This is a genomic window from Halomonas sp. ND22Bw, from assembly GCF_003011945.1.
GTDB lineage: Bacteria > Pseudomonadota > Gammaproteobacteria > Pseudomonadales > Halomonadaceae > Halomonas > Halomonas halophila.
Map to the genome: position 1 here is coordinate 1 of NZ_PXWD01000007.1, position 25,058 is coordinate 25,058.

General features: G+C 69.3%; 23 protein-coding genes. 17 read left to right on the forward strand and 6 right to left on the reverse strand.

Annotated features, from left to right (window positions below; genetic code table 11):
- The coding region (locus CVH10_RS10220; RefSeq protein WP_369335780.1) for a pyruvate kinase alpha/beta domain-containing protein at positions 1-467 on the forward strand (467 nt) is incomplete at its 5' end.
- A 344-nt stretch (positions 468-811) separates the two neighbouring features.
- Positions 812-1,525, forward strand: a complete 714-nt coding sequence (locus CVH10_RS10225) for a GntR family transcriptional regulator (protein WP_106488609.1) — start codon at positions 812-814, stop codon at positions 1,523-1,525.
- Positions 1,526-1,668: 143 nt separating this feature from the next.
- Here CVH10_RS10225 and CVH10_RS10230 read toward each other — a convergent pair whose 3' ends face one another.
- From CVH10_RS10230 to CVH10_RS10240, 3 genes are all read right to left on the reverse strand, one after another.
- Complete coding sequence (locus tag CVH10_RS10230; RefSeq protein ID WP_106488610.1) at positions 1,669-2,907, reverse strand: nucleoside permease; 1,239 nt, start codon at positions 2,905-2,907, stop codon at positions 1,669-1,671.
- A gap of 67 nt (positions 2,908-2,974) precedes the next feature.
- Positions 2,975-4,045: a sugar phosphate isomerase/epimerase gene (locus CVH10_RS10235; protein WP_106488611.1), complete on the reverse strand. Its 1,071-nt coding sequence runs from the start codon at positions 4,043-4,045 to the stop codon at positions 2,975-2,977.
- 13 nt (positions 4,046-4,058) lie between these two features.
- Complete coding sequence (locus CVH10_RS10240) at positions 4,059-5,219, reverse strand: Gfo/Idh/MocA family protein (RefSeq protein WP_369335781.1); 1,161 nt, start codon at positions 5,217-5,219, stop codon at positions 4,059-4,061.
- 319 nt (positions 5,220-5,538) lie between these two features.
- On the opposite strand from CVH10_RS10240, the gene CVH10_RS10245 reads away from it, so the two are divergent.
- The 6 genes from CVH10_RS10245 to CVH10_RS10270 all read left to right on the forward strand — a co-directional run bounded on the left by CVH10_RS10245 (position 5,539) and on the right by CVH10_RS10270 (position 11,276).
- Complete coding sequence (locus tag CVH10_RS10245) at positions 5,539-6,420, forward strand: sugar phosphate isomerase/epimerase (RefSeq protein ID WP_106488613.1); 882 nt, start codon at positions 5,539-5,541, stop codon at positions 6,418-6,420.
- Between the two features lie 49 nt (positions 6,421-6,469).
- Entirely contained in the window at positions 6,470-8,158 is a 1,689-nt protein-coding gene (locus CVH10_RS10250) for a GMC family oxidoreductase (RefSeq protein WP_106488614.1), read from the forward strand.
- Positions 8,155-8,730, forward strand: a complete 576-nt coding sequence (locus CVH10_RS10255) for a gluconate 2-dehydrogenase subunit 3 family protein (protein ID WP_035594945.1) — start codon at positions 8,155-8,157, stop codon at positions 8,728-8,730. The genes CVH10_RS10250 and CVH10_RS10255 overlap by 4 nt, the downstream gene beginning before the upstream one ends.
- 68 nt (positions 8,731-8,798) lie before the next feature.
- Positions 8,799-9,566 (forward strand): DUF1080 domain-containing protein, encoded by a 768-nt coding sequence (locus CVH10_RS10260; protein WP_219924697.1) that lies wholly within the window; start codon positions 8,799-8,801, stop codon positions 9,564-9,566.
- 99 nt (positions 9,567-9,665) lie between these two features.
- Positions 9,666-10,670 carry a LacI family DNA-binding transcriptional regulator gene (locus CVH10_RS10265; protein ID WP_106488615.1) on the forward strand — a complete coding sequence of 335 codons (1,005 nt, stop codon included), beginning with the start codon at positions 9,666-9,668 and terminating at the stop codon, positions 10,668-10,670.
- A gap of 72 nt (positions 10,671-10,742) precedes the next feature.
- Positions 10,743-11,276 carry a DUF192 domain-containing protein gene (locus CVH10_RS10270; RefSeq protein ID WP_106488616.1) on the forward strand — a complete coding sequence of 178 codons (534 nt, stop codon included), beginning with the start codon at positions 10,743-10,745 and terminating at the stop codon, positions 11,274-11,276.
- 10 nt (positions 11,277-11,286) lie between these two features.
- Here the strand turns inward: CVH10_RS10270 and CVH10_RS10275 are convergent, their stop codons facing one another.
- Together CVH10_RS10275 and CVH10_RS10280 are read right to left on the reverse strand one after the other, a co-directional pair.
- Positions 11,287-12,156: a DMT family transporter gene (locus CVH10_RS10275; protein WP_035594935.1), complete on the reverse strand. Its 870-nt coding sequence runs from the start codon at positions 12,154-12,156 to the stop codon at positions 11,287-11,289.
- Positions 12,157-12,232: 76 nt separating this feature from the next.
- Positions 12,233-12,988 carry an outer membrane protein OmpK gene (locus tag CVH10_RS10280; protein WP_181244384.1) on the reverse strand — a complete coding sequence of 252 codons (756 nt, stop codon included), beginning with the start codon at positions 12,986-12,988 and terminating at the stop codon, positions 12,233-12,235.
- 373 nt (positions 12,989-13,361) lie between these two features.
- On the opposite strand from CVH10_RS10280, the gene CVH10_RS10285 reads away from it, so the two are divergent.
- The 3 genes from CVH10_RS10285 to CVH10_RS10295 all read left to right on the forward strand — a co-directional run bounded on the left by CVH10_RS10285 (position 13,362) and on the right by CVH10_RS10295 (position 16,214).
- Positions 13,362-14,372: a DctP family TRAP transporter solute-binding subunit gene (locus CVH10_RS10285; RefSeq protein WP_035594929.1), complete on the forward strand. Its 1,011-nt coding sequence runs from the start codon at positions 13,362-13,364 to the stop codon at positions 14,370-14,372.
- A gap of 80 nt (positions 14,373-14,452) precedes the next feature.
- Positions 14,453-14,929 carry a TRAP transporter small permease gene (locus CVH10_RS10290; RefSeq protein WP_035594926.1) on the forward strand — a complete coding sequence of 159 codons (477 nt, stop codon included), beginning with the start codon at positions 14,453-14,455 and terminating at the stop codon, positions 14,927-14,929.
- A complete protein-coding gene (locus CVH10_RS10295) occupies positions 14,919-16,214 on the forward strand; it encodes a TRAP transporter large permease (RefSeq protein ID WP_035594922.1) in 1,296 nt (431 codons plus the stop codon). Before CVH10_RS10290 ends, CVH10_RS10295 begins: the two co-directional genes overlap by 11 nt.
- A gap of 1 nt (position 16,215) precedes the next feature.
- Here CVH10_RS10295 and CVH10_RS10300 read toward each other — a convergent pair whose 3' ends face one another.
- Positions 16,216-16,746 carry a macro domain-containing protein gene (locus tag CVH10_RS10300; protein ID WP_035594919.1) on the reverse strand — a complete coding sequence of 177 codons (531 nt, stop codon included), beginning with the start codon at positions 16,744-16,746 and terminating at the stop codon, positions 16,216-16,218.
- A 275-nt stretch (positions 16,747-17,021) separates the two neighbouring features.
- Between CVH10_RS10300 and CVH10_RS10305 the strand changes: the two genes are divergently transcribed.
- The 6 genes from CVH10_RS10305 (at position 17,022) to CVH10_RS10330 (ending at position 25,019) form a co-directional block, all read left to right on the forward strand.
- Positions 17,022-18,002, forward strand: coding sequence for a TAXI family TRAP transporter solute-binding subunit (locus CVH10_RS10305; RefSeq protein ID WP_035594916.1), 981 nt, complete (start codon positions 17,022-17,024; stop codon positions 18,000-18,002).
- Between the two features lie 143 nt (positions 18,003-18,145).
- Positions 18,146-20,740, forward strand: a complete 2,595-nt coding sequence (locus CVH10_RS10310; protein WP_035594914.1) for a TRAP transporter permease — start codon at positions 18,146-18,148, stop codon at positions 20,738-20,740.
- Between the two features lie 12 nt (positions 20,741-20,752).
- Positions 20,753-21,181: a universal stress protein gene (locus tag CVH10_RS10315; protein ID WP_106488618.1), complete on the forward strand. Its 429-nt coding sequence runs from the start codon at positions 20,753-20,755 to the stop codon at positions 21,179-21,181.
- A gap of 217 nt (positions 21,182-21,398) precedes the next feature.
- Positions 21,399-22,217 carry a DUF2189 domain-containing protein gene (locus tag CVH10_RS10320; protein ID WP_035594908.1) on the forward strand — a complete coding sequence of 273 codons (819 nt, stop codon included), beginning with the start codon at positions 21,399-21,401 and terminating at the stop codon, positions 22,215-22,217.
- A gap of 90 nt (positions 22,218-22,307) precedes the next feature.
- Complete coding sequence (locus CVH10_RS10325) at positions 22,308-22,814, forward strand: oxidoreductase (RefSeq protein ID WP_106488619.1); 507 nt, start codon at positions 22,308-22,310, stop codon at positions 22,812-22,814.
- 18 nt (positions 22,815-22,832) lie between these two features.
- Complete coding sequence (locus CVH10_RS10330; RefSeq protein ID WP_106488620.1) at positions 22,833-25,019, forward strand: ATP-binding protein; 2,187 nt, start codon at positions 22,833-22,835, stop codon at positions 25,017-25,019.
- Positions 25,020-25,058 lie beyond the last annotated feature (39 nt).

Genomic DNA, 25,058 nt, shown 5'->3' on the forward strand with positions numbered 1-25,058 from the left:
CCATGGCCCGGGTGTGCCTGGGCGCCGAGCGCGAGCGGGTCGCCCAGTCCTCCGGCCACCGCATCCACGAGGGCTTCGAGCGCATCGACGAGACCATCGCCCTGTCGGCGATGTACGCCGCCAACCATCTCACCGGCGTGGCCGCCATCGCCTGCATGACCGCCACCGGCTACACGCCGCTGATCGCCTCGCGCATCCGCTCCGGGCTGCCGATCGTCGGGCTGGCGCACAATCCCGTCGCCCAGCGGCGCATGGCGCTGTATCGCGGGGTGATCTCGCTGCCCTTCGACACCAGCGAGATGTCGGCCGCCGAGCTCAACGACCGCGCCATGGCACTGCTGGTGGGGCAGGGCGTGGCCGAGCCGGGCGATCACGTGATCCTCACCCGCGGCGACCACATGAACGCCCACGGCGGCACCAATACCCTCAAGATCCTCGACGTCAACGAGCGGCATCGCACCGACTGACGCAAGGATTCTGTCATTGTCCCGGTGACAGGCCTGCGAGGGGGCGCTGTAACCCCATCCCTGGGCGCTACCGATGCCCTGCGGCGCTCCCGCATCCTGCTCCGCTTGCAGGACCGGTGCTGGTCATCCATGACCAGCCCGTTCGGAGGTGGACTCCTCACCCATGGCATAGGACCCCCTCTGCGGCCTGTCCCCGGCACTCGCTCGTTTGTCCTGGTACTCGCCGGTTTGCCCCGACCGTTGCCGACGGTCGGGGCATTTTCTGTATACAATGTCGGGATGCGATACAGTCAGCCATCCGCCCACATGCGACAGTCCGCGCGGACGATCAGGAGACCCACGTCATGAGCCAAGCCTGGCACGAGGAGTTGCAGGCCGACGTCAGGAGCGGTGCCCGCGTCGGCGACCGCGATATCGCCGACAAGGTGCGCCGAGCGGTGCTGATGCAGCGGCTGCCGCCGGGCACCAAGCTGCCCGAGGTGACGCTCGGCGAGGTGTTCGGCGTCAGCCGCTCGGTGGTGCGCAAGGCGCTGACCCGGCTGGCCTCGGAGCACGTCGTCGACCAGCGCCCCAATCAGGTGGCCCGGGTGCGGGCGCCGAGCATCGAGGAGACCCGCGAGACCTTCGCCGCCCGGCGCCTGGTGGAGGGCGAGGTGGTCGCGCTGCTGGCCGGCACGCTGTCCGCCGAGACGCTGGACGCGTTCAGGATCCAGGCGAATGAGGAGACCGAAGCCTATCGCCGCGGCGACGAGCCGGCGCGCATCGAGCACTCGCTGAATCTGCATCACCTGCTGGCCGAGCACTCGCCCAACCGGGTGCTGGGCGGCATGCTCACCGACCTGGTGCTGCGCACCTCCATCGTGGTGGCGCTCTACAAGCGCTCGGGGCTTTCGTCCTGCTATCAGGAGGCCCAGCACGAGCGGCTGGTCGAGCTGCTGGCCGCGGGCGAGGCGGAAGCCGCCCGCGGGGCGATCCACGATCACCTGTTCGGGCTGGAGGCGCTGCTGGACCTGAGCCCGCGGGAGTCGCGCATCGATCTGAAGTCGATCCTGGGGTAGTGACCCGCGATCTGATGCCGTTCTCCGTCGACGTTTCAGACGTCGCCCCCGGCATTCCCAGACGACACCGCCGCGCCTCTTGTCGAGAGGCGCGGCGGTGTCGTTTGGCGTCGAGGGCCCCGCCCGCGGCGGGGCGGGTGGCGTCAGGCGCGGGAGGCCGCCTCGGTACCGGCCCGGGCGCGGCGCTCGCGAAAGGCGATCAGGAACAGCACCAGCACCGCCAGGGCGAAGGCCGCCGGGAACAGCCAGATGCCCTGCCAGTCGTGGCCGCCCTCGGCCAGCGCGTAGTGGTCGGTGACCTGGCCGGCGATCCAGAAGCCGATCAGCATGCCGACGCCGTAGGTGGCCAGGGTGATCATGCCCTGGGCGGCGCTCTTGAACCGCTCGCCGGCCTTGGCATCGGTGTAGATCTGCCCGGTGACGAAGAAGAAGTCGTAGCAGATGCCGTGCAGCGCGATGCCCAGCAGCAGCAGGTAGAGCTGCCCCTCGGCGTCGCCGAAGGCGAACATCGCGTAGCGCAGCGCCCAGGCCAGCATGCCGATCAGCAGCGTCTTCTTGATGCCGAAGCGGCCGATGAACAGCGGCAGCAGCAGCATGAACAGCACCTCGGAGGCCTGTCCCAGGGTCATCTTGCCGGTGGGATTGGCCACGCCGACCTCGGCCAGGAAGGGGTTGGCGTTCTGGTAGTAGAAGGCCAGCGGAATGCAGATCAGCACCGAGGCGGCGAAGAAGATCGCGTAGTTGCGGTCCTTCAGCAGCGACAGGGCATCCAGGCCGAGCACCTCGCGCAGGCCGGTCTGGCCGCTGGCCTTGGGCGGGGTGGCGGGCAGGGTGAAGCTGTACACGCCGAGCGCCAGAGAGGCGATCGCCCCCATCAGGAAGGTGTTGCGCAGCAGGCCCTCGCCGATGCCGGCGGCGGAGTCCCAGGCGAACACGTAGCTGATGCCGAGGCCGGCGACGATCCAGCCGAGGGTGCCCCACACGCGGATGCGGGCGAACTCGGTGGCCGGGTCGCGCAGCTGGTGGAACGAGACCGAGTTCACCAGCGCCAGGGTCGGCATGTAGAGGATCATGTAGGCCAGCACCAGTGGATAGAAGGTCGCGAAGTCCTCGGCCAGGTAGAGCCCGACCATCAGCGCCGCGCCCAGCAGGTGCAGTACCCCGAGCAGGCGCTCGGCGTGGAAGTAGCGGTCGGCGATCAGGCCGATGACGAAGGGCGCGATGATCGCCCCCCAGGACTGGGTGGCGAAGGCCATCCCGATCTGGCCGCCGCTGGCCTCCAGATTGCTGGCCAGGAAGGTGCCCAGGGTGACGAACCAGCCGCCCCAGATGAAGAACTGCAGGAACATCATCAGGCTCAGGCGCGAGCGTAGCAGTGACATGGCGTTTTCCTTCTCGTGAGGCTTGTTGTTGTGAGGCTCGTTGGCGCGGTTCTGTCGGGGCGGCGCGCTAGCGCGCCAGCCCCAGGATGCGGCGATTGCGGGCCGGGCTGGTGTCCTGGCCGGCGAAGTCGTCGAAGGCGCGGCCGGCGCGGGTGATCAGGTGCTCGGCGATGAAGGGCGCGCCCTCGGCAGCGCCCTGGGCGGCGTCCTTCAGGCAGCATTCCCACTCGAGCACCGCCCAGCCGTCGAAGCCGTACCGGGTCAGGCGGCTGAAGATGCCCTTGAAGTCGACCTGGCCGTCGCCCAGCGAGCGGAAGCGCCCGGGGCGATCGACCCAGCCCTGGTAGCCGCCGTAGACGCCGCTGCGCGCGTCGGGGGTGAACTCGGCGTCCTTGACGTGGAACATGCCGATGCGCTCGTGGTAGCGGTCGATGAAGCCCAGGTAGTCGAGCTGCTGCAGCAGCAGGTGGCTCGGGTCGTAGAGGATCCTGGCTCGCGGATGATGATCCACCGCCTCGAGGAAGCGCTCGAAGGAGGCGCCGTCGTGCAGGTCCTCGCCGGGATGGATCTCGTAGCACAGATCGACCCCGGCCTCCTCGAAGGCGTCGAGGATCGGCCGCCAGCGCCGGCCGAGCTCGGCGAAGCCTTCCTCGACCAGCCCGGCGGGGCGCTGTGGCCAGGGATAGAAGAAGGGCCACAGCAGGGCGCCGGAGAAGGTGGCGTGGGCCTTGAGCCCGAGCCGCTGGCTGGCCTTCGCCGCCAGCTTGAGCTGGGCGATGGCCCACTCGGTGCGGGCCTCGGGATCGCCGTGCAGCTCGGCCGGGGCGAAGCCGTCGAACAGCTCGTCGAAGGCCGGGTGAACCGCCACCAGCTGGCCCTGCAGGTGGGTGGAGAGCTCGCTGATCTCGACGCCGGCCGCGGCGCAGCGGGCCTTGAGCTCGTCGCAGTAGGCCTGACTCTCGGCGGCGCGCTCGAGGTCGATGAAGCGCGGGTCGTGGGTCGGCACCTGGATGCCGCGATAGCCCTGCTCGGCGGCCCAGCGGGCGATGGCGTCGAGGCCGTCGAAGGGCGCCTCGTCGCCGATGAACTGGGCCAGGAAGATCGCCGGGCCGCGGATGCCGGAAGACGTGTCGCTCATGGGAGGCTCCCGTTCAGTCGATGGAGGGCAGGTCGGTCCAGCGGCTGCCGCCGGCCTGGCTCTGGGTGACCGCCTCGATGAAGGCCATGCCGCGCAGCCCCGAGGCCATGCCGGGCACGCCGGCGATGTCGCCGCGGTCGCCGCGCCGGATTGCCGTGGCGGCGTCGCCGTAGAGGTTGGCCAGTGCCTCGAGATAGCCCTCGGGGTGGCCGCCGGGCAGGCGCAGCCGCGACAGCGCCGCGTCGACCAGCTCCGGCTGGTCGATGCCGGCGCGCAGCACGCGCATCGGCGCGCCCCGCGAGCGGTGGATCAGGCTGTTGGGCTCCATCTGGCGCCATTCCAGGGCGCCGTCCTCGCCGTAGAGGCGCAGCTTCAGCGCGTTCTCCTCGCCGGTGCTGACCTGGCTGGCCATCAGGGTGCCGCTGGCGCCCTCGGCGGTGCGCAGCAACACGTCGCCGTCGTCGTCCAGCCGGCGGCCGTCGACGTGGCTGCCGAGCGAGGCGCACAGCGATGTGACGCGCTGCCCGGAGACGAACTCGGCCAGGCCGAAGGCGTGGGTGCCGATGTCGGCCATGCAGCCGCTGGGGCCGGCCAGGGCCGGGTCGGTGCGCCAGCCGGCCTGCTTGTTGCCCTGGGCCTCGAGGGTCTCGCCGAGCCAGCCCTGGGGATACTCGACGTGGATCTTGCGCAGCCGGCCAAGCGCGCCGGCGTCGACCATGGCGCGGGCCTGCCACACCATCGGGTAGCCCAGGTAGGTGTGGGCCAGGCCGTACAGGCCGCCATGCTCGCGCCAGGTAGCCTCGAGGCCGCGGGCCTCGTCCAGCGACAGGGCGGCGGGCTTCTCGCAGAAGACGTGGAAGCCGGCGGCGAGGGCGGCCTCGGAGATCGGCACATGCAGGTGATTGGGGGTGACGATCACCAGCAGCTGCATGCGCTGGTCGGCGGGCAGGGCGCGCTCGCCGTCGAGCAGGCTCTGCCAGTCCGCGTACAGGCGCGATGCCGCCACGCCGCAGGCGGCGCCGGTGCGGGCGTTGTTGTCGCCGTCGCGGCTGAAGGCGCCGCAGACCAGCTCGAAGTGGCCGTCGAGGTTGGCGGCCAGGCGATGGACCTGGCCGATGAAGGCGCCTTCGCCGCCGCCGACCATGCCCAGGCGGACTCTCGGGGTGGGGGACATCGATCGCTCCCGGATCGTGGGTGAATAGTGGTGATGTAACCGGTTACATGCTGTGTTTCGCAAAGTAGGGGACGCGGCGTGGATCGAGCAATGCGACCAAAGGCTATGCGGCCAATGTCTAGTGCATGCCGGGCGAGGCGCGCAAACGCCGCCATGCCGGGGCCGGGCGCTCGGGCACCTTGTCGCGAGGCCGGCCGGCGGGCCGGTCGATACATTGCGCAAGACGGAACGATGACATATATCGTGTAACCGGTTACATGTCCGCCGGAAGCGGTCATGGCTCGCCGCTGAGCCCACTCGACACGGAGACACGCCCGCCATGAACCACAACACCGCACGCCCGCTCGCCGCCTTCCGCCGCCGCACGCTGCTGGCCTGCCTGGGGGCCGCCCTGGCGCTGCCGGGCCTGGCTCACGCCCAGTCTCAGGACCCGGCCGCCTCGCCGGTGGCCGCCCAGATGTACACCCTGCGCGATGTCGGCTCGCTGGAGCAGCAGTTCGCGGCCGTCGAGCGCGCCGGCATCGCCTCGGTGGAACTGGTCGGCGACCAGGGCGTCGAGGCCGAGGAGATGAACGCGCTGCTGGCCGAGCACGAGCTGTCGGTCAGCTCCAGCCACGTGCCCCTCGACGACCTGCGCCACGATCTCGACGACGTGGTCGCCTTCCACCGCGCGATCGGCAACGACACCCTGGTGATTCCCTACCTGGCCGAGGACGAGCGACCCGACAGCGCCGAGGGCTGGCGGGCGCTCGGTGAGGAGATCGGCGGCCTGGCCAGCCGACTCGCCGAGCACGACATGCGCCTGGCCTACCACAACCACGACTTCGAGATGCGGACCTTCGACGGCCGCACGGCGCTGGAGATCCTGCTGGAGGCCGCCGGCCCCGAGGTGCTGGGCGAGGTCGACCTGGCCTGGGTGGCCCGCGGCGGCCAGGACCCGGCCGAGTACCTCGAGCACTTCGACGGCCGGCTGTTCGCGATCCACGCCAAGGACAACGCCCCGACCGGCACCGCCGAGGACCAGCGCGGCTTCGCCATCATCGGCCAGGGCGTTCTCGACTGGGACGAGCTCCTGCCCGCCGCCCGCGAGGCCGGCGCCGAGGTCTACGTCATCGAGCACGACCAGCCGAAGGATGCCCAGGCGGTGCTGACCGAGGGCAATCGCTTCCTCGGCGAGGCGCTGTCGGCGCCGGCCGAGTGACGCCGGTCTCGGGCGAGACACGATAACGACAAGGACAGGGAGACCGATCGTGGCAGATCATCATTACGACGCCATCGTGGTGGGTTCGGGCATCAGCGGCGGCTGGGCCGCCAAGGAGCTCACCGAGAAGGGACTCAAGGTGCTGCTGCTGGAGCGCGGCCGCAACATCGAGCACATCAAGGACTACCACAACGCCCACAAGGAGGCCTGGGACTACCCGCACCGCGGCGAGCCGACCCAGCAGATGAAGGCCGACTATCCGGTGCTCAGCCGCGACTACCCGCTCAACGAGCAGACCCTGGGCATGTGGGCCGACGAGCGGGCCAACCCCTACGTCGAGCGGCAGCGCTTCGACTGGTTCCGCGGCTATCACGTCGGCGGCCGCTCGCTGCTGTGGGGGCGCCAGAGCTACCGCTGGGCGCCGACGGACTTCGAGGCCAACCAGCGCGAGGGCGTGGCCGTCGACTGGCCGATCCGCTACCAGGACCTGGCGTCCTGGTACGACTACGTCGAGCGCTTCGCCGGCATCGCCGGGACCCGCGAGGGGCTGGATATCCTGCCCGACGGCGAGTTCCTGCCGCCGATCCCGCTCAACCGCGTGGAGAAGGACGTGGCCGCGCGCCTCCAGCAATCCTTCGGCGGCCGTCGCCATCTCATCCACAGCCGGACGGCCAACATCACCCAGCCCAAGCCGGAGCAGAACCGGGTCAACTGCCAGTTCCGCAACAAGTGCTGGCTGGGCTGCCCCTACGGCGGCTACTTCAGCACCCAGTCGGCGACCCTGCCGGTGGCCATGGCCACCGGCAACCTGACCCTGCGGCCCTTCTCGATCGTGACTCAGGTGCTCTACGACAAGGACCGCGGCCGCGCCCGGGGCGTCGAGGTGCTGGACGCCGAGAACGGCCAGACCTACGAGTACACCGCCGACGTGGTGTTCCTCAACGCCTCCACCTTCAACTCCACCTGGGTGCTGATGAACTCGGCCACCGACGTCTGGCCGGGCGGGCTCGGCAGCAGCAGCGGCGAGCTCGGCCACAACGTCATGGACCACCACTTCCGCGTCGGCGCCAGCGGCGAGATCGAGGGCTACGAGGATACCTACTACTTCGGGCGACGCCCCGCGGGCTTCTACATTCCACGCTTCCGCAACGTCGGCGACGACCGCCGCGACTACCTGCGCGGCTTCGGCTACCAGGGCTCGGCCAGCCGCGAGCGCTGGGAGCGCGAGGTCGCCGAGGTCAGCCACGGCGCCGCGCTCAAGCAGGCGCTCAGCCAGCCGGGGGGCTGGAGCATCGGCATGACCGCCTTCGGCGAGATGCTGCCCCGCCACGCCAACCGCATCTCGCTGGACCACGGCGTCACCGACGCCTGGGGCCTGCCGGTGCTGGCGATGGACGTCGGGCTCGGCGACAACGAGCGCGCCATGCGCCGCGACATGGTGCAGGACGCGGTGGACATGCTCGAGGCCGCCGGGGTGCGGAACGTGACGCCCGAAGAGGGCGATTACGCGCCGGGCATGGGCATCCACGAGATGGGCACCGCGCGCATGGGGCGCGATCCCGCCACCTCGGTGCTCAACGCCCACAACCAGGTGTGGGATGCGCCCAACGTCTATGTCACCGACGGCGCCTGCATGACCTCGTCGTCCTGCGTCAATCCATCGCTGACCTACATGGCGCTGACCGCCCGGGCGGTCGACCACGCCGTGCGCGAGCTGAAGAGGGGGAATCTGGCATGAATCGTCGCGAACTGCTCAAGATGATCGCCGTCGCCACCGGCACCGCGCTGGTCGGCGGCCAGGCCCTCACCGCCTTCGCCGGCGGCGGGGGCGAGGAGGCACTGACGGACGCGGACGTGCGTCTGCTCGACGAGGTGGCCGAGACTCTGCTGCCGCGCACCGATACCCCGGGCGCCAAGGACGCCGAGGTCGGCGACTTCATGCGGGTGTTCGTGCGCGACTGCTACACCGCCGAGCAGCAGGCGCGGTTCCGCGACGGCATCGCCCGGATCGAGGCCCACAGCCGCGCGGCCCACGGCGCGGGCTTCCTGGCTCTGGACGCGCCGCGCCGCGGCGAGGTCGTCGCCGCCCTCGACCGCGAGGCCCGGGCGCGGATGGAAAGCGAGGCTCGGGCGCAGGTGGACACCGAGGGCGAGCCCCACGGCTTCACCCTGATCAAGCAGCTGACCCTGTTCGGCTTCTTCACCTCGAAGGTCGGCGGCACCGAGGTGCTGCGCTACGTGGCCGTGCCAGGCCGCTACGACGGCGATCTCGCCTACGAGCCCGGCGAGCCGGCCTGGGCGACCACCTGAGCGCCTTCGCGCCATCCCGGCGCGGGCGTCACCGCCCGCGCGGCTCATGCAACGAGAGGAGACATCTTATGCACAAGGGAGTGTCTGCGGGCGCGCTGATGACCGGGCTGGCCACGCTGGCCGCCCTGGCATCGACCGCCACCCAGGCCGACGCGCTCAGTGACGCCGAGCGAGCGGCCAGGACGGAGGTCTGGGAGCCGGCGCCGCCGGTGGTGGCGGCACCGGCCGGCGGCGTGCCGTCGGACGCCGTGGTGCTGTTCGACGGCACGGATCTGTCCGCCTGGGAAGGCGAGGCGGGCGGGCCGGCCGAGTGGCGGGTGGAGGACGGCGCCATGACGGTGGTGCCCGGCGCCGGCGGCATCCGCACCCGGGAGGCGTTCTGCGACGCCCAGCTGCACCTGGAGTGGCGCACCCCGGCCGACACCGACGGCGTCGACGGCCAGGATCGCGGCAACAGCGGCGTCTTCCTGCAGCAGCGCTACGAGATCCAGGTGCTGGATTCCCACGACAATCCTACCTACGCCAACGGCCAGGCGGCCTCGATCTACAAGCAACACATGCCGCTGGTCAACGCCTCCCGGGGGCCGGGCGAGTGGCAGGCCTACGACATCCTCTACACCGCGCCGCGCTTCGACGAGGACGGCGAGCTGGACGCGCCGGCCCACGTCACGGTGCTGCACAACGGCGTGCTGGTACAGCATCACGCCACCATCCAGGGCACCACCGAGTGGATCGGCGCGCCTTCCTACGACGAGGCCCACGGCTGCGCCCCGCTCGCCCTGCAGGATCACGACGCGGCAGTGAGCTTTCGCAACGTTTGGATCAGAAGGCTCTAAGGATATCGCCGGTCGCATGCGATAAGCTGGGGCGTCCGCCGCGGCCGGTTCGTCGGGCGAGCCGGGGCGGCGGATCGTGTCGCATCGAGAAGAGGACGCATGTCCAATATACGCAAGGTCGCCGAACTGGCGGGCGTCTCCGTGGCCACGGTGTCACGGACCCTCAAGTCGCCGGATATCGTGTCGCCGGCTACCCGCGACAGGGTGCGCCGGGCCATCGAAGCCTCGGGCTACCGCCCCAACCAGATGGCCGTGCAGTTCCGCTCCCGGCGCAGCCACAACCTGGCGGTGCTGGTGCCGACCATCGCCAACACCTTCTTCGCCCGGGTGATCGCCGGGGTCCAGCAGGCGGCCCGAGAGCAGGGCTACGGCGTGCTGCTGTGCAACACCCTGGGGCAGGAGGAAGACGAGATCCAGTACGCCGGCATGGTGGCCGCCCGCCAGGCCGACGGCGTCATCCAGCTGCGCGCCTTCAACCCCTTTTCGGACGATGCCGTCGAGCCGGGCCGGCCGCTGCCCATGGTCAACGCCTGTGAGGTGCTCGACGACGCTCCCTGTCCGACGCTCCGGATCGACAACCGGGCGGCGGCGCGTACCCTCACCGAGCACCTGATCGCGCTGGGCCACCGGCGCATCGCCATGATCCAGGGGCCGCGGCGCAGCCCGCTGACCCGCGATCGCGTGGCGGGCTATCGCGATGCGCTGGCGGCCGCAGGCATCGCCCCCGACGAGACCCTGCTGTGTCCCGGCGACTTCACCCCGGCCTCCGGGCATGCGGCGGCGGGCAGCCTGCTGGCCGGCGAGGCGCCGCCGACCGCGATCTTCTGCGAGAGCGACGAGATGGCCATCGGCGCCATCAGCCGCCTCCGGCAGGCGGGGCTGTCGGTACCCGCCGACGTTTCGGTGGCCGGCTTCGACGATATCGCCTTCGCTTCCTACAGCGTCCCGGCACTGACCACCATTGCCCAGCCCGCCGAGGCCTTCGGTCGCCACGCCGTGGAGATGCTGATCGATATCCTGGAGGGGCGCGGCGAGATCGCGCCCAGGGTCGTGCTGCCCCACGAGCTGGTGATTCGCGACAGCACCGCGCCGCCCCACGACTGATCCCGGGACCGTGGGTGGCACCATCGGCTACCCTGTTCGGCAACCGCGCCGCATCCCCATGAGAGGAGTGTCATGAATCCGACCCGCCGCCGCCTGCTCCAGGCGCTTTCCCTGTTTCCCGCGCTGCCACTGGCGGCCTCCTGGCCCGGCCTCGCCTCGGCCCAGGAGGCGCGCCTGCCGCGGGTGCCGCTGACGGTGCACGGCGAGGCGGGGCCCCGCCGGCTGACCGTCGAGGTGGCGCGCCGGCTGGCCGAGCGCGCCCAGGGGCTGATGGGGCGCGAGCGCCTGCCGCAGGATGCCGGCATGCTGTTCCTCTACGACCGCACTCAACCCTCGCGCAACGGCTTCTGGATGTATCGCACCCTGATCCCGCTGGACATCGCCTTCATCGACGAGGCCGGACGCATCGTCGATATCCGCCGCATGGCGCCCTGCACCTCGGCGTCGGCCCGGGAGTGCCCGGTGACGCGCCCGGATGCGCCCTATCAAGCGGCGCTGGAGGTCAATGCCGGCGTCTTCGAGGCGCACGGCATCGCGGTGGGCGACTGCGTCAGCTGGCCCGGCGACGGCGGCGAATGCCCCACCGCCGCCGACGTGAACGGCTGAGCGTCGTCGCTCAGGCCGAGGCGCCGCGCCGCGTGCGGCCGCCGAGGCGGACCACGATCAGGGCGATGCCGGCCACCACCAGGCCGCCGCCGATCAGCTTGTTGGGGCCGAGCGGGTCGCCCAGCAGCAGCATGCCCAGCGCCACCGCCAGCACCGGCATCAGCAGCATCAGCGGCACCACGCGGTTGACCGGGTGGCGCCGCAGCAGGCCGTACCAGATGCCGTAGGCGACGATCGACGACATCACCGCCGTGTAGAGCACCGCGCCCCAGCCGCGCCAGCCGGCCTCGGTCAGGGCGGCCCAGTGCGCCTGCTCGAACCACCAGGATCCCAGCGCCACCTGCGGGGTGGCGAACAGCGCGATCCAGCCGGCCAGCGCCATGGGGGGCACCGCCGGGCCCTGCTTGATCAATAGCTGCGACACCGCCCAGGCCAGGGCGCTGGCCAGCAGCAGGGCGGTGGGCAGCGGGGCGGGCAGCGTCGGGCCGCCGGCCAGCACCACCACGCCGGCGAACGACAGCAGCAGGCCCGCCAGCCGCCGCGGGCCCAGCTTCTCCTTGAGGAATATCACTGCCAGCAGGGTGGCGAAGGGCGTGCCCATCTGCACCAGCAGGGCGCCGGTACCGGCCTCGGCCTGGCCGAGGCCGATGAACAGCAGGGCGAAGTGCAGGGTGCCGAAGGTCACCGACAGCAGCGCCAGGAACGGCAAGCGCGCCCGTGACACCGGATGGAAGGGCACCAGCAGGGCGGCCACCAGGGCGAAGCGCAGGGTGGTCAGCAGCAGTGGCGGAAGCTCGGTCACGCCGAGCTTGATGACGATGATGTTGAGCGCCCAGATGACGATGACGCCCAGTCCCAGGGCCAGGTCCTTGAGGGGCACGGCTCTTCCTTGATCGGTCGTGGAATGAAGCCACAGCCTAGCAGGAATCGCCGTGCCGGTGCCGCGCGTCACGACATCAGAAGGTCCAGCGGATCATGGCCTGGGGCAGTGACTCGTCGGTGTGCTCGAGGCCGAACTTGTTCTCCCAGTACTGATACTCCAGCCCCACGCCCAGGTGCTCGGTGGCGTGCCAGACCAGCTGTGGCTGGGTTAGCACCTGGGCGGCGAGATCGCCCTCCTCGGTGATGACGTCGATGAAGCCCTCGAAGCTGAAGTCGGCGCCGCCCAGCCGGAACGGCGCGTTCCAGGCCGCCGTGTACTGCATCGCGCTGCCCTCGGCGGTCTCGTCGTCGCGATACAAGGCGTACACCTTGAAAAAATCGAAGCCCGGCATCGCCACGTCGGCGGAAAGCCCTGCCATGTGGGTGGTCTTGCGCACGGACGCGTTGCGGTCGATGTCCATCTGGCCGGTCAGGTAGAGGCCGGTCAGCGGGCCGATGGACAGATCGAGGCCGGTGACCTTGCCGATATTGCCGCGCAGGTTCCACTCCGCGTGGGTGCTGCCATGGTCCTGCTCGCTCGCGCTGCCCTGGTCGAGGTTGGTGAAGTCGGCGAAGAAGAAGCTGTCGCCGTAGGTCCAGCCGGTGGCGTTGGCCACGGTGAAGATGGCGTGCTCGGCGTTGTCGATGCCGAAGCCGGCGTCGGCGGTGTCCTCGTAGTCCCAGCCGTAGAGCGCCTCGACCTTGGTGGTGCTGTAGACGGCGGCGCTGGCGCCCTGGGCCGCGAACAGCGCGGCGGCGAGGGCGAGCGGGGCGGTGGTCTTGATGGGCATCCGGGATCTCCGTTGTTGGTGTTGGTCGTGGAGTGGGCGATGCAGGCTGGGCGCGTCGTGGTGCCGGGGACTGTCTGGCAGGGCCTGCTCGGTGTGGCTCGTCTCGGCGAGAGACGGGCGCTCAGCCCGGCATGACGTGCTCATTTTGTATTCAATGATGTTCATCATTGATGGTTGTTATTGTGAACAACCAGTAGGCGTTTATAGGTATTATTGTCGACGTTATCAATGTGTTTATGTATACAATTCGGTGGTGACAATAGTGAGTCGACCAACGTCGACTCTTGTCGTGGCGGGGGACAGCAGGCATATTTTCTTTTTGTGAAGTATCCATAACGCCGATAACCGCTCCCCGCGGACACAAGGACACGCTATGCCCACCTCCCGCTCTCTCGGGCGTCTCGCCGCCACCCTGGCCGGCGCCGCCCTGCTGACCTCGACGCTGACCGCCCAGGCCCGCGAGCTTTCCGTCTCCACCGTGCTGTCCGACGCCTTCCCCTGGGGGCAGGCCGCCGAGAAGTGGGCGGAACTGGTGGAGGAACGCTCCGACGGCGAGCTGACCCTGCGCGTCTATCCCAACGCCCAGCTGGTCAGTGGCGACCAGACCCGCGAGTTCTCTGCCATGCGTTCCGGACTGATCGATCTGGCGGTCGGTTCGACCATCAACTGGTCGCCCCAGGTGCCGGCGCTCAATCTCTTTTCGCTGCCGTTCTTCCTCCCCGACGAGGACGCCGTGGACGCGGTGACCGGCGGCGAAGCCGGCGACATGATCTTCTCCGCCATCGAGGACAAGGGCGTGGTGCCGCTGGGCTGGGGCGAGAACGGCTTCCGCCAGCTTTCCAATTCCCGCACCGACATCGATGCGCCGAGCGATCTCGAGGGCCTGAAGATCCGGGTGGTGGGCTCGCCGCTGTTCCAGGACACCTTCACCGCACTGGGCGCCAACCCGACCCAGATGAGCTGGGCGGATGCCAAGCCGGCGTTGACCACCGGCGCCGTGGACGGTCAGGAGAACCCGCTGTCGGTGTTCGACGTGGCGCGCATCGATCAGGTCGGCCAGGCCCACCTGACGCTGTGGAACTACATGAACGACCCGCTGGTGTTCGCCGCCAACCGCCAGGTGTGGGGCTCGCTGTCCGAGGAGCAGCAGCAGATGCTGCGTGAGACCGCGGTCGAGGCCGGCGCCTGGGAGATCGCCAAGACCCGCGAGGAGCAGGCCGGGCGCCTGGCGGCGATCCGCGAGCGCGGCGTGACCGTCACAGAGCTCGACGAGAGTCAGTACCAGGCCTTCGTCGAGGCGACCGAGAGCGTTCACGACACCTGGGTGCCGCGCATCGGCGAGGAGATCGTCGAGGCTGCCCGCCGCGACATCGACGCGCCCTGACGCTCGCCTCACCCCCATGAGACGTCGCCCGGCCTCGGCCGGGCGACGTCGTCGTTCCTCACCCTTCAAGATCCCCCGTCATGAAACGTCCCGACGCAAGACTCGAGCGCGTGCTCGCGACCCTGGCCATCCTGATCATCGGCCTGATCAGCCTGGCCAACGTGGTGGTGCGCTACGTCACCGACGCCTCCTTCGCCTTCACCGAGGAATTCTCGGTGTTCCTGTTGGTGCTGCTGACTTTCGCCGGCGCCTCGGTGGCGCTGCGCCGCCATCGCCATATCCGCATCGCCCTGCTGGAGCGGGCCCTGCCGCCGGGGCCGCGGCGCGCGCTGATCCTGTTCCAGGGCCTGTGCGGACTGGTCGTGCTGGGGCTGGTGGCCTGGTACGGCGGCAAGCTGGCGTGGCAGGAATACCAGTGGGAGACCCTGTCGCCGGGCCTGGGACTGCCCCAGTGGTGGTACCTGGTGTGGCTGCCGCTGCTCGCCGGGCTGATGCTGTGGCGCCAGTGCCAGCAGACCCTCGACCGCCTGCGCGGAGGGCTCGACGATGAGTCCTGACCTGTGGATGCTGCTGGCCTTCGCCGGCCTGCTGATCGCCGGCGTGCCGGTGGCCTTCTCGCTGGGGCTGTCCGGGGCGGTGGGCATCGTCGCCGGGCTGTCGCCGGCGATGCTGGCGACGCTGGGCACCAACACCTACAACAGCGTCGCCAAGTACCCGCTGATCGCCATTCCGCTGTTCATCCTCACCGGGCTGATCTTCGAGCGTGCCGGGGTGGCGGCGCGCCTGGTGCGCTTCGCCCAGGCGCTGATCGGCCCGCGCCACGGCGGCCTGGCGCTGGTGGCGGTGCTGGTGTGCATGATCATGGGCGGCATGAGCGGCTCCGGCCCGGCCGACGCCGCGGCCGTGGCCATGGTGATGCTGCCCAGCATGACCAAGGCCGGTTATCCCAGGCCCTTCTCGGCGACGCTGATCGCGGCGTCGGCCTCCACGGCGATCCTGATTCCGCCCTCGGTGGCGCTGATCCTGTATTCCATCGTGGTGCCGGGTGTGGACCTGCGCGCGCTGTTCGCCGCCGGCCTGTTCCCGGGCATGCTGGCCGGGGCGGCGCTGCTGGTGCCGGCCTGGTGGCTGTCGAAGCGTAACGGCTGGGAGGCGCCTGGCGAGACGGAGCGTCCGCCGATCGGCGAGAGCTTCCGCCAGGCGATCCCGGCGCTGTTCGCCCCGGTGCTGATCCTCGGCGGGCTGCGCTCGGGACTGTTCACGCCCACCGAGGCGGCGGTGGTGGCGGTGGCCTATGGCGTGGTGGTGGGCCTGTGGCTGACCCGCGAGCTCGGCTGGCGCGACCTCTGGGCGCTGCTCGGCGAGGCCGCGGTGATCTCCGGGGTGGTGATGCTGATCATCGCCCTGGCCGGCATCTTCGCCTGGGCCGGCACCATGCTGGGCACCTTCCGTCACCTGGCGGAGTGGGTGATCGGGCTGTCGGACAACGGCACGCTGCTGCTGGTGCTGATCATGCTGGCGGTGCTGCTGGCCGGCATGCTGCTGGATGCCATCTCGATCTACCTGATCATGATGCCGATCCTGGTGCCGGTGATGCAGCACTTCGGCTGGAACCCGGTGTGGTTCGGCATCTTGCTGGCGATGAACATCGCCATCGGCCAGTTCACGCCGCCGGTGGCGGTCAACCTGATGGTCACCACCGAGGTGGCGCGGGTGCGCCTGGAGCAGACCGTGGGCTGGGCGCTGGTGTTCGTGGCGGCCATGGCCAGCGCGCTGGCGCTGGTGGTGATCTTCCCGCAGCTCGCCCTGTGGTTGCCGGAGCTGTTGGGCTACAACGTCTGAGTCAGCCTGCGCTCAGTGCCTCGAGGGTGTGCCGATGCAGCTCGGCGCCGGCGGCGTCGAACAGCACGAAGCGTACCTGTCTGACCGCCGGACAGTGGGGCAGGGTGGTGAGCACGGTGGACAGGGCGATGCGCGCCGCTTCGGCCGCCGGATAGCCGAAGGCGCCGGTGGACAGCGCCGGAAAGGCGAGGCTCTCGATGTCATGCCGCTGCGCCAGTTCCAGGGCGTGGCGGTAGCAGTCGGCCAGCAGCGCGTCGGAGGGCTCATCGACGCCGTAGACCGGCCCCAGGCAGTGAATGACATGGCGGTTGGGCAGGCCGAAGGCGTCGGTGATCACGGCCTCGCCGGGATGGATCGGCGCCAGGGGCGCGCAGGCCTCGGCAAGCTCGGGGCCGGCGGCGCGGTGCAGGGCGCCGGCCACCCCACCGCCGCTCATCAGCCGGGCGTTGGCGGCGTTGACCACCGCCTCGATGTCGTCCTGCCGGGCAATGTCGCCCTGACGGCATTCGATGCGCGATGCGTGGGCGTGCATGTCGGGATCCTCCTGGGCTGGGTGCCCTTCCCAGTCTGGCGGCCGCCCCGGGCGGCTGACAAGGCGCCGCTTGGCGCCGCAGTGCGGGCGTTGGCCAAGGCAATGGGCCACGAACGTTGACGGCAACTACACTGGGGTGGAAGCAATAAACTCCATCGGACAGACGTTTTTTCGCTAAAGTAGGTATTGTCGAATAGATCGAACTGGCTCAGGATGCGCCGTCGATCGAATGGCTTTGCCAAACGTTTTGCCAACAACGTCAACGAGGTGCGTCAATGAAACGCCATGCTTTCTCCACCGCCGCCTTCTCCGGTGCGCTGCTGGGTGCCGCCATGTTCGCGTCGCCGGCCATGGCGCAGGACGAAGAGCAGTTCATCACCATCGGCACCGGTGGCCAGACCGGCGTGTACTACGTGGTCGGCCAGTCCGTCTGCCGCCTGGTCAATCGTCTCGACGACGCCAACATCAAGTGCAACGCGCCCTCCACCGGCGGTTCCGTGGCCAACATCAACGGCATCAAGTCCGGTGAGCTGGACATGGGCGTGGTGCAGTCCGACGTCCAGTTCCAGGCCTACAACGGCACCGGTAACTTCGAGGACGAGGCCTACGACAAGCTGCGGGCCGTCTTCCGCGTGCACGGCGAGCCGCTGACCATCCTGGCCCGCGCCGACGCCGACATCGAGACCCTCGACGATCTGGAAGGCAAGCGCGTCAACATCGGCAACCCGGGCTCCGGCCAGCGCAACACCATGGAAGTGGTGATGGACGCCAAGGGCTGGACCGAGGACTCCTTCTCGCTGGCCTCCCAGCTGGATGCCGCCGAGATGGCCTCCGCCCTGGCCGACAACAACATCGACGCCATGGCCTACGTGGTCGGCCACCCCAACGGTGCGATCCAGGAAGCCACCACCACCGTCGATTCGCGCCTGGTGCCGCTCAACGACGAGGACGTCCAGGGCATCGTCGACGAGTATCCCTACTACTCCATGTCGGTGATCCCGGGCGGGCTCTACAAGGGTAACCCGGACGACGTCGAGACCTTCGGCGTGGCGGCCACCTTCGTGACCGACTCCGATACCAGCGACGAGGTGGTCTACCAGACCGTCAAGGCGATCTTCGACAACTTCGATCGCTTCAAGCAGCTGCACCCGGCCTTCGCCAACCTGGACCCGCAGGAAATGGTCACCCAGGGGCTCTCGGCACCGCTCCACGAAGGGGCCGCGCGCTACTACCGCGAACAGGGCTGGATCGAGTGATCGTCAGCCGCTGAACCTGCGTCATTCGCCAAAGCATGCGCGGCCCTCGCCGAGGGCCGCGCATTGCGTTTGTGATTCCGAAAAAAGAGTGAAAGAGAGCGTCGAGCACGCCATGTGTCATCTTAACCAACCAGGGCACGCTTATGACTGACGACAAGACAAGGGCGCCGGGCGCCGAGGTCGATCTGGAGGACATGGTCGCCTCCAGCGACTCGGGGGCGCGCAAGCCGGCGGGAACGCCGGGCAAGCTGCTGGTGAGCATCGCCGCGGTCTGGTCGCTGTTCCAGCTGTGGATCGCCTCGCCGATCCCCTTCGTGCTGGGATTCGGTGTCTTCAACGCCACCGAGGCGCGCTCCATCCACCTGGCCTTCGCGCTGTTCCTCGCCTACATGGCCTATCCGGCCCTCAAGCGCTCGCCGCGGGATCGCATCCCGCTGCTGGACTGGGGCCTGGCCTTCGCCGCGGCGTTCTGCGGCGCCTACATGTTCATGTTCTACGAACAGCTGGCCCAGCGCCCCGGCGCGCCGATCACCCAGGACGTGATCGTCGGCGTGATCGGCATCGTGCTGCTGCTCGAGGCGACGCGCCGTGCCCTGGGGCCGCCGCTGATGATCGTGGCCCTGGTGTTCCTCGTCTACAGCCTGGCCGGGCCCTGGATGCCGGGCATCCTCGCCCACGGCGGGGTCAGCCTCAACGGGCTGGTCAATCACCAGTGGCTGACCACCCAGGGGGTGTTCGGCATCGCCCTGGGCGTGTCGACCAGCTTCGTGTTCCTGTTCGTGCTGTTCGGTGCCCTGCTCGACAAGGCCGGGGCCGGCAACTACTTCATCAAGGTCGCCTTCTCGCTGCTCGGCCACTATCGCGGCGGTCCGGCCAAGGCCGCCGTGGTGGCCTCCGGCATGACCGGCCTGATCTCCGGCTCCTCGATCGCCAACGTGGTGACCACCGGTACCTTCACCGTGCCGATGATGAAGCGCGTCGGCTTCCCGGCCGAGAAGGCCGGCGCCGTGGAGGTGGCCTCCTCGGTCAACGGCCAGATCATGCCGCCGGTGATGGGCGCCGCGGCCTTCCTGATGGTCGAGTATGTCGGCATCTCCTACGTGGAGGTGATCAAGCATGCCTTCCTGCCGGCGCTGATTTCCTATATCGCGCTCGTCTACATCGTCCACCTGGAGGCCCTCAAGGCCAACATGCAGGGCCTCGAGAGCAGCAATCCGCCGAAGCCGCTGGTGCGCAAGGCGGTGGGTTTCCTGGCCGGGCTGCTGCTGATGATGATCACCGCCCTGGTGGTCTACTACGGCCTCGGCTGGCTCAAGCCGCTGCTCGGCGATGCCACGCCCTGGGTGGTCGCCGTGGTGCTGGCCGCGGTCTACGTGAGCCTGCTCAAGCTGGCCTCGGGCTATCCGGAGCTGGAGCTCGATGACCCCGACGAGCCGGTCTACAAGCTGCCCCAGACCCGCCCCACGGTGATGGTCGGCCTGCAGTACATCCTGCCGGTGATCGTGCTGATCTGGTGCCTGATGGTGGAACGCCTGTCGCCTGGGCTGTCGGCCTTCTGGGCCACGGTGTTCATGGTCTTCATCATGATCACCCAGCGCCCGATCACGGCCATGTTCCGTCACCGCAGCAACCTGGCGGCGGACGTGCGCGAAGGCTTCCACGACCTCTGGGACGGCCTGGTCACCGGTGCCCGCAACATGATCGGCATCGGCATCGCCACCGCCACGGCGGGCATCATCGTCGGCGCCGTGTCCCAGACCGGCGTGGGCCTGGTACTGGCCGATGTGGTGGAGATCCTCTCCATGGGCAACCTGCTGCTGATCCTGCTGCTCACCGCGGTGCTCAGCCTGATCCTCGGCATGGGCCTGCCCACCACGGCCAACTACATCGTGGTGTCGGCGCTGCTGGCGCCGGTGATCGTCCAGCTCGGCGAGCAGAACGGCCTGCTGGTGCCGCTGATCGCGGTGCACCTGTTCGTGTTCTACTTCGGCATCATGGCCGACGTGACGCCGCCGGTGGGGCTGGCCTCGTTCGCCGCGGCGGCGGTCTCCGGGGGCGACCCGATCCGTACCGGCTTCCAGGCGTTCTACTACAGCCTGCGCACCGCGGCGCTGCCGTTCCTGTTCATCTTCAACACCGACCTGCTGCTGATCGATGTCTCGCTGTTGCAGGGCATCCTGATCTTCGTGGTGGCGACGGTGGCGATGCTGATCTTCGCGGCGGCGACCCAGGGCTTCATGATCGCCCGCAATCGCTGGTACGAGTCGCTGCTGCTGCTGCTGGTGGCCTTCACGCTGTTCCGCCCGGGCTTCTGGATGGACATGATCCATGATCCCTACCAGGACGTGCCGCCGGCGCAGTTCGTCGAGGCGCTGGGCGAGGCAGACCCCGATTCCTCGCTGCGCCTGCAGATCAGCGGCCTGGACGCCTACGGCGATCCGATGACCACCTACATGACGCTGCCGGTGCCGGACGGCGAGACCGGCGAGGATCGCTTGTCGAACCTGGGGCTGATGCTCAATGTCGAGGACGATCGTGCCATGGTCGACATGGTCACCTACGGCAGCGAGGCAGCGAAGCTCGGTTTCGACTTCGACCAGGAAATCATCCAGGTGCAGGCGCCGGTGGATCGCTGGACCAAGGAGTGGATGTGGATTCCCGCCTTCCTGGTGCTGGCCCTGGTGGTGATGCTTCAGCGGCGGCGCCGCGATCGCGGTGGCAAGCCGATCTCGGCCTGATGGAGGTGACCCATGTATAGCAAGATCATGTTGCCGGTGGACCTCAACGAGGAGGCCTCCTGGAGCAAGGCGCTGCCCACGGCGCTGGCACTGTGCAAGAGCTTCGGTGCCTCGCTGCACGTGGTGACGGTGATGCCGGATTACCGCATGCCGCTGGTGGGGGCCTATTTCCCCGAGGACTTCGCCGCCAGGGCTCACCAGGAGGTGACCAAGGCACAGCACGAGTTCATCCAGCAGCACGTGCCGGACGACGTCCAGGTGCAGAGCGTGATCGTCGATGGCTCGCCCTGGGAGGCGATCATCAAGGCCGCCAAGAAGCTCGACATCGACCTGATCGTGATGGCCTCCCACAACAAGCGCAAGTTCGCCGATTACGTGCTCGGTCCCAACGCCGAGCATGTGGTGCATCACAGCAAGATGTCGGTGATGATCGTGCGCTGAGGCGCGTTCCGCGTTCCGCGTTCCGCGACGCCCATGTCCCCACCCGGGGCGTGGGCGTCGTCGTGTCGGCGGGAATGATCCGGATCACGGCGGGGTGGCGGGGGAACGACTAGAGTAACCAGTGACAGGCGGCGATGCCGGGCCGAAGGGGCGACGGCGGTCGCCTGCTCGACCCGGCAAATCCGGGACTCCAGCGTCGGTAAACGGGGGTGTCACCATGTGTGCAGCAGCCACGAAGAGCGGCGGTAAGGACGGTTCTCAGGTGCGAATCCGCATCCGTCCGATCGGCATGGACAAGCCACGAATCTGGCTGGCCGAGGGGTTCGCCGACTTCCGGCGTGCCACGACGGTGAGCCTGGCCTACGGGCTGTTCTGGGTGGGGCTGAGCCTCGCCATCACCGCGGGGGCCTTCGTGCTGGGGCTGTGGCACTGGCTGCTGCCGCTGATCGCCGGTTTCATGTTCCTCGGTCCGCTGGTGGCGGTAGGCTCCTACGGCATCAGCCGGGCGCTGGAAGCCGGGCGCGAGCCGACCCTCGGCGACGCCTTCGGTGCCTGGACCGGCCATGTCGGCTCGCTGGCGATGATGGGCGTGATGATGATGATCTTCTTTCTCGCCTGGATCCGCCTCGCCACCCTGCTGTTCGCGCTGTTCTTCGGCCTCGGCGCCCCGGATCCGGCGACTCTCTACGCGACGCTGCTGACCACGGTGGAAGGGCTCGGCATGCTGGCCGTGGGGACGGCGGTCGGGGCGCTGCTGGCCTTCGGCGCCTTCGCCATCAGCGTGGTGGCCATTCCGACCCTGATGGACCAGGACCTGACCTTCATGGAGGGCATCGAGGCCAGCATCCGGGCGGTGGCCGGCAACCTGCGCCCGATGATGCTGTGGGCCGCCATCATCACCGGGTGCGTGATGGTCGGGGTGGCCACCTTCTATATCGGCCTGGCGCTGATCCTGCCGGTGCTCGGCCATGCCAGCTGGCACGCCTATGAAGACCTGGTGCGCATCGATACCGACGAGGGGGACACGCGGGCCTGAGCCGCAGGCGCGCGCTCCCGCTGCCGTGCCTGACGGCGTGGCGGGATTCGCGTAATCTTGGCGCCGAGACTGCCAATCCGGAGCCCCGACATGCGCCTTCGACGCCTGCTGCCCTTGATCCTGGTCCTGCCCTGGTGCCTGGCGGCGACCGCCGCCGAGCCCCTGCCCGAGCCTGAGGGGCGCGTGATGCTGACCGTCAGCGGCGACATCACGCGCACCAACGGTGAGGGCGAGGCGCGCTTCGATCGCGCCATGCTCGAGGCCCTGCCGTCCCGTATCATCGAGACTCACACCCCCTGGCACGAGGCGTCGGCCCGCTACGAAGGCCCGCTGGGCGAGGCGATATTCGAGGCGGTGGGCGCACGGGGCGACCAGGCCAGGGTGATGGCGTTGAACGGCTTCGAGGCCGAGGTGCCGCTCAGCGACTTCACCCGCTACGGCGTCATCCTGGCGATGACGCGCGACGGGGAGCCCATGCCGATCCGCCGCTTCGGCCCCCTGTTCGTGCTCTATCCCTTCGACGAACGCCCCCACCTGCTCAACGAGGAAACCCGCTTTCGCTCGGTGTGGCAGGTCGTGCGCATCGAGATCCACTGACCGACGAGGAGCCGCCCGGTGCGCCATTCTCCGCTGCGCCTGAAGCTCGGCGTCGTCGCGGCCCTGCTGCTGTTCGTCGCCGCCATCCTGCTGGTCGGACTGGTCGCCTGGCGCCAGGACAGCCTGGTCTGGCGGGTCGGCGGCGATACCGTCTGGCACGCCTACAAGCTCGACCGTGACGCCGTCGAGCTGCGCAGCTACCTGGCCATGAGCGAGGCGGCCCCCGAGGCCCTCGACGAGGCGCGGTTGCGCTTCGAGCTTCTGTATAGCCGGCTGACGCTGCTGCGTGGCGGCAAGATCGCCGATCTCATCGATCGGGTGCCGGGCTCCGAGTCGCTGGTCGACGAGATCGAGCAGCAGCTGCAGGCGCTGGACAGGCGGCTGCAGGGGCTCGATACCCTGACCCCCGTCGCCCGCCAGGACATGATCGAGCGCCTGGGCAGGATCAGCCGGCCGGCCGAGCGGCTGATCATCACCATCAACGGGCATCTGGCGAGCGTGTCGACCCACGAGCGCGATCGCCTGCAGTGGCTCTATGGCCTGCTGCTGGCGCTGATCCTGGGCATGAGCGTGGCGGCCATGCTGGTGGTGACCTTCCTGATCCGCGAGGCCCGTGACAACGCCGCCGCGCGTCGCGCCCTGGAATCGCTCAGCCGCGAGCTGGAGACCACGGCGCGTCGCGCCGAGTCGGCCAGTCAGGCCAAGTCCGAGTTCCTCGCCACCGTCAGCCACGAGATCCGCACGCCGCTCAACGGCGTGATCGGCATGAGCGACCTGCTGGTGGAACAGTCCCTGCCCGAGCGGGCCCGTCATTACGCCGACACCATCCATGAGAGCGCCAGCCGCCTGATGGAACTGATCAACGATATCCTCGACTTCTCCAAGATCGAGGCCGGTCGCCTGGAGCTCGAGCATCGCACCCTGGATGTGTCCGAGCTCGTCGATGGCGCGGTATCGCTGTTTCGCCCCCACGCCGAGGCCCGAGGCCTGCGGCTCGAGCGAATCCTCGATCCGACGCTGCCGGCCCATGTCATCAGCGACCCCGGCCGGCTGCGTCAGGTGCTGCTGAACCTGCTGTCCAACGCCGTGAAGTTCACCGACGAGGGTACGGTTCGCGTCGAGGTGGAGCGCGACGGCGAAGGGGAGCTGTGCTTCGCGGTGATCGATACCGGCTGCGGCATCACCGCCGATCAGCGCTCCCGGCTGTTCGAACCCTTCCGCCAGGGCGATCCCGGCACGGCCCGCCGCTTCGGCGGCAGCGGCCTGGGGCTGGCGATCAGCAAGCGACTGGTGGAGGCGCTGGGCGGCGAGATCGGCATGGAAAGCCGGCCCGGCGAGGGCAGCCGCTGCTGGTTCCGGGTGCCGTTGCTCGAGGCGGCGGCCCCGGCAGAGGCCTCGACGACCGCGCTGGCCGTGGACAGCCCCGCCCTGCACGACGCCCGCCTGCTGGTGGTCGAGGACAATCCGGTCAACCAGCAGGTGGCGCTGGCCATGCTCACCAAGCTTGGCTGTCGCGCCAGCCTGGCGAGCTCCGGCGCCGAGGCCTTGGCGAGCGTCGCCCAGGAGCGCTTCGATCTGGTGTTCATGGACGTGCAGATGCCGGACATGGACGGCCTCGAGGTGACCCGGCGCATCCGCTCACGGGGTGGCTGGCTGGCCGACATGCCGATCGTGGCGATGACCGCGGGCGGGCCGCTGGGCGATCAGGCGCGCTGCCTGGCGGCGGGCATGAACGGCTATCTGGCCAAGCCGCTGTTGCAGGCCTCGCTGCTCAAGGTGCTGCATCGCCATCTGGCATGTCGGGAGACGCTGGCACGACCGGCCTCGCCGACGCTCTCCGGGGAGCCCGTGACGGCGGCGGAGCCGACGCTGGACGACGAGGCGATGGCGGCGCTGCGAGAGAGTCTCGACGCCGAGGCGATGGCGGCGCTGGTGGCGCGCTATCGCCAGGAGGCCGAGGGGCATCTCGCGTCGCTGGACGCCGCCTTCGCCGCGTACCAGGCCGAGGACGTGCAGCGCCTGGCACATCAGCTCAAGGGCGAGTCCGCCACCCTCGGGGCGGTACGGGTGGCCGCGCTGGCCGCCCGGCTGGAGCATGCCGCCCGGGACGATGCCCTGGCCGGCGAGGAGGCGACCCTGGCCGCCCTGCGCCGGCGGCTGGACGAGGCCCTGGCGGCGTTGGAGGGCGAGACCGCCGCTCCCTGAGCCTGGCATCGGACGCGAGGCGTTGTGGCCGTGGCCGGC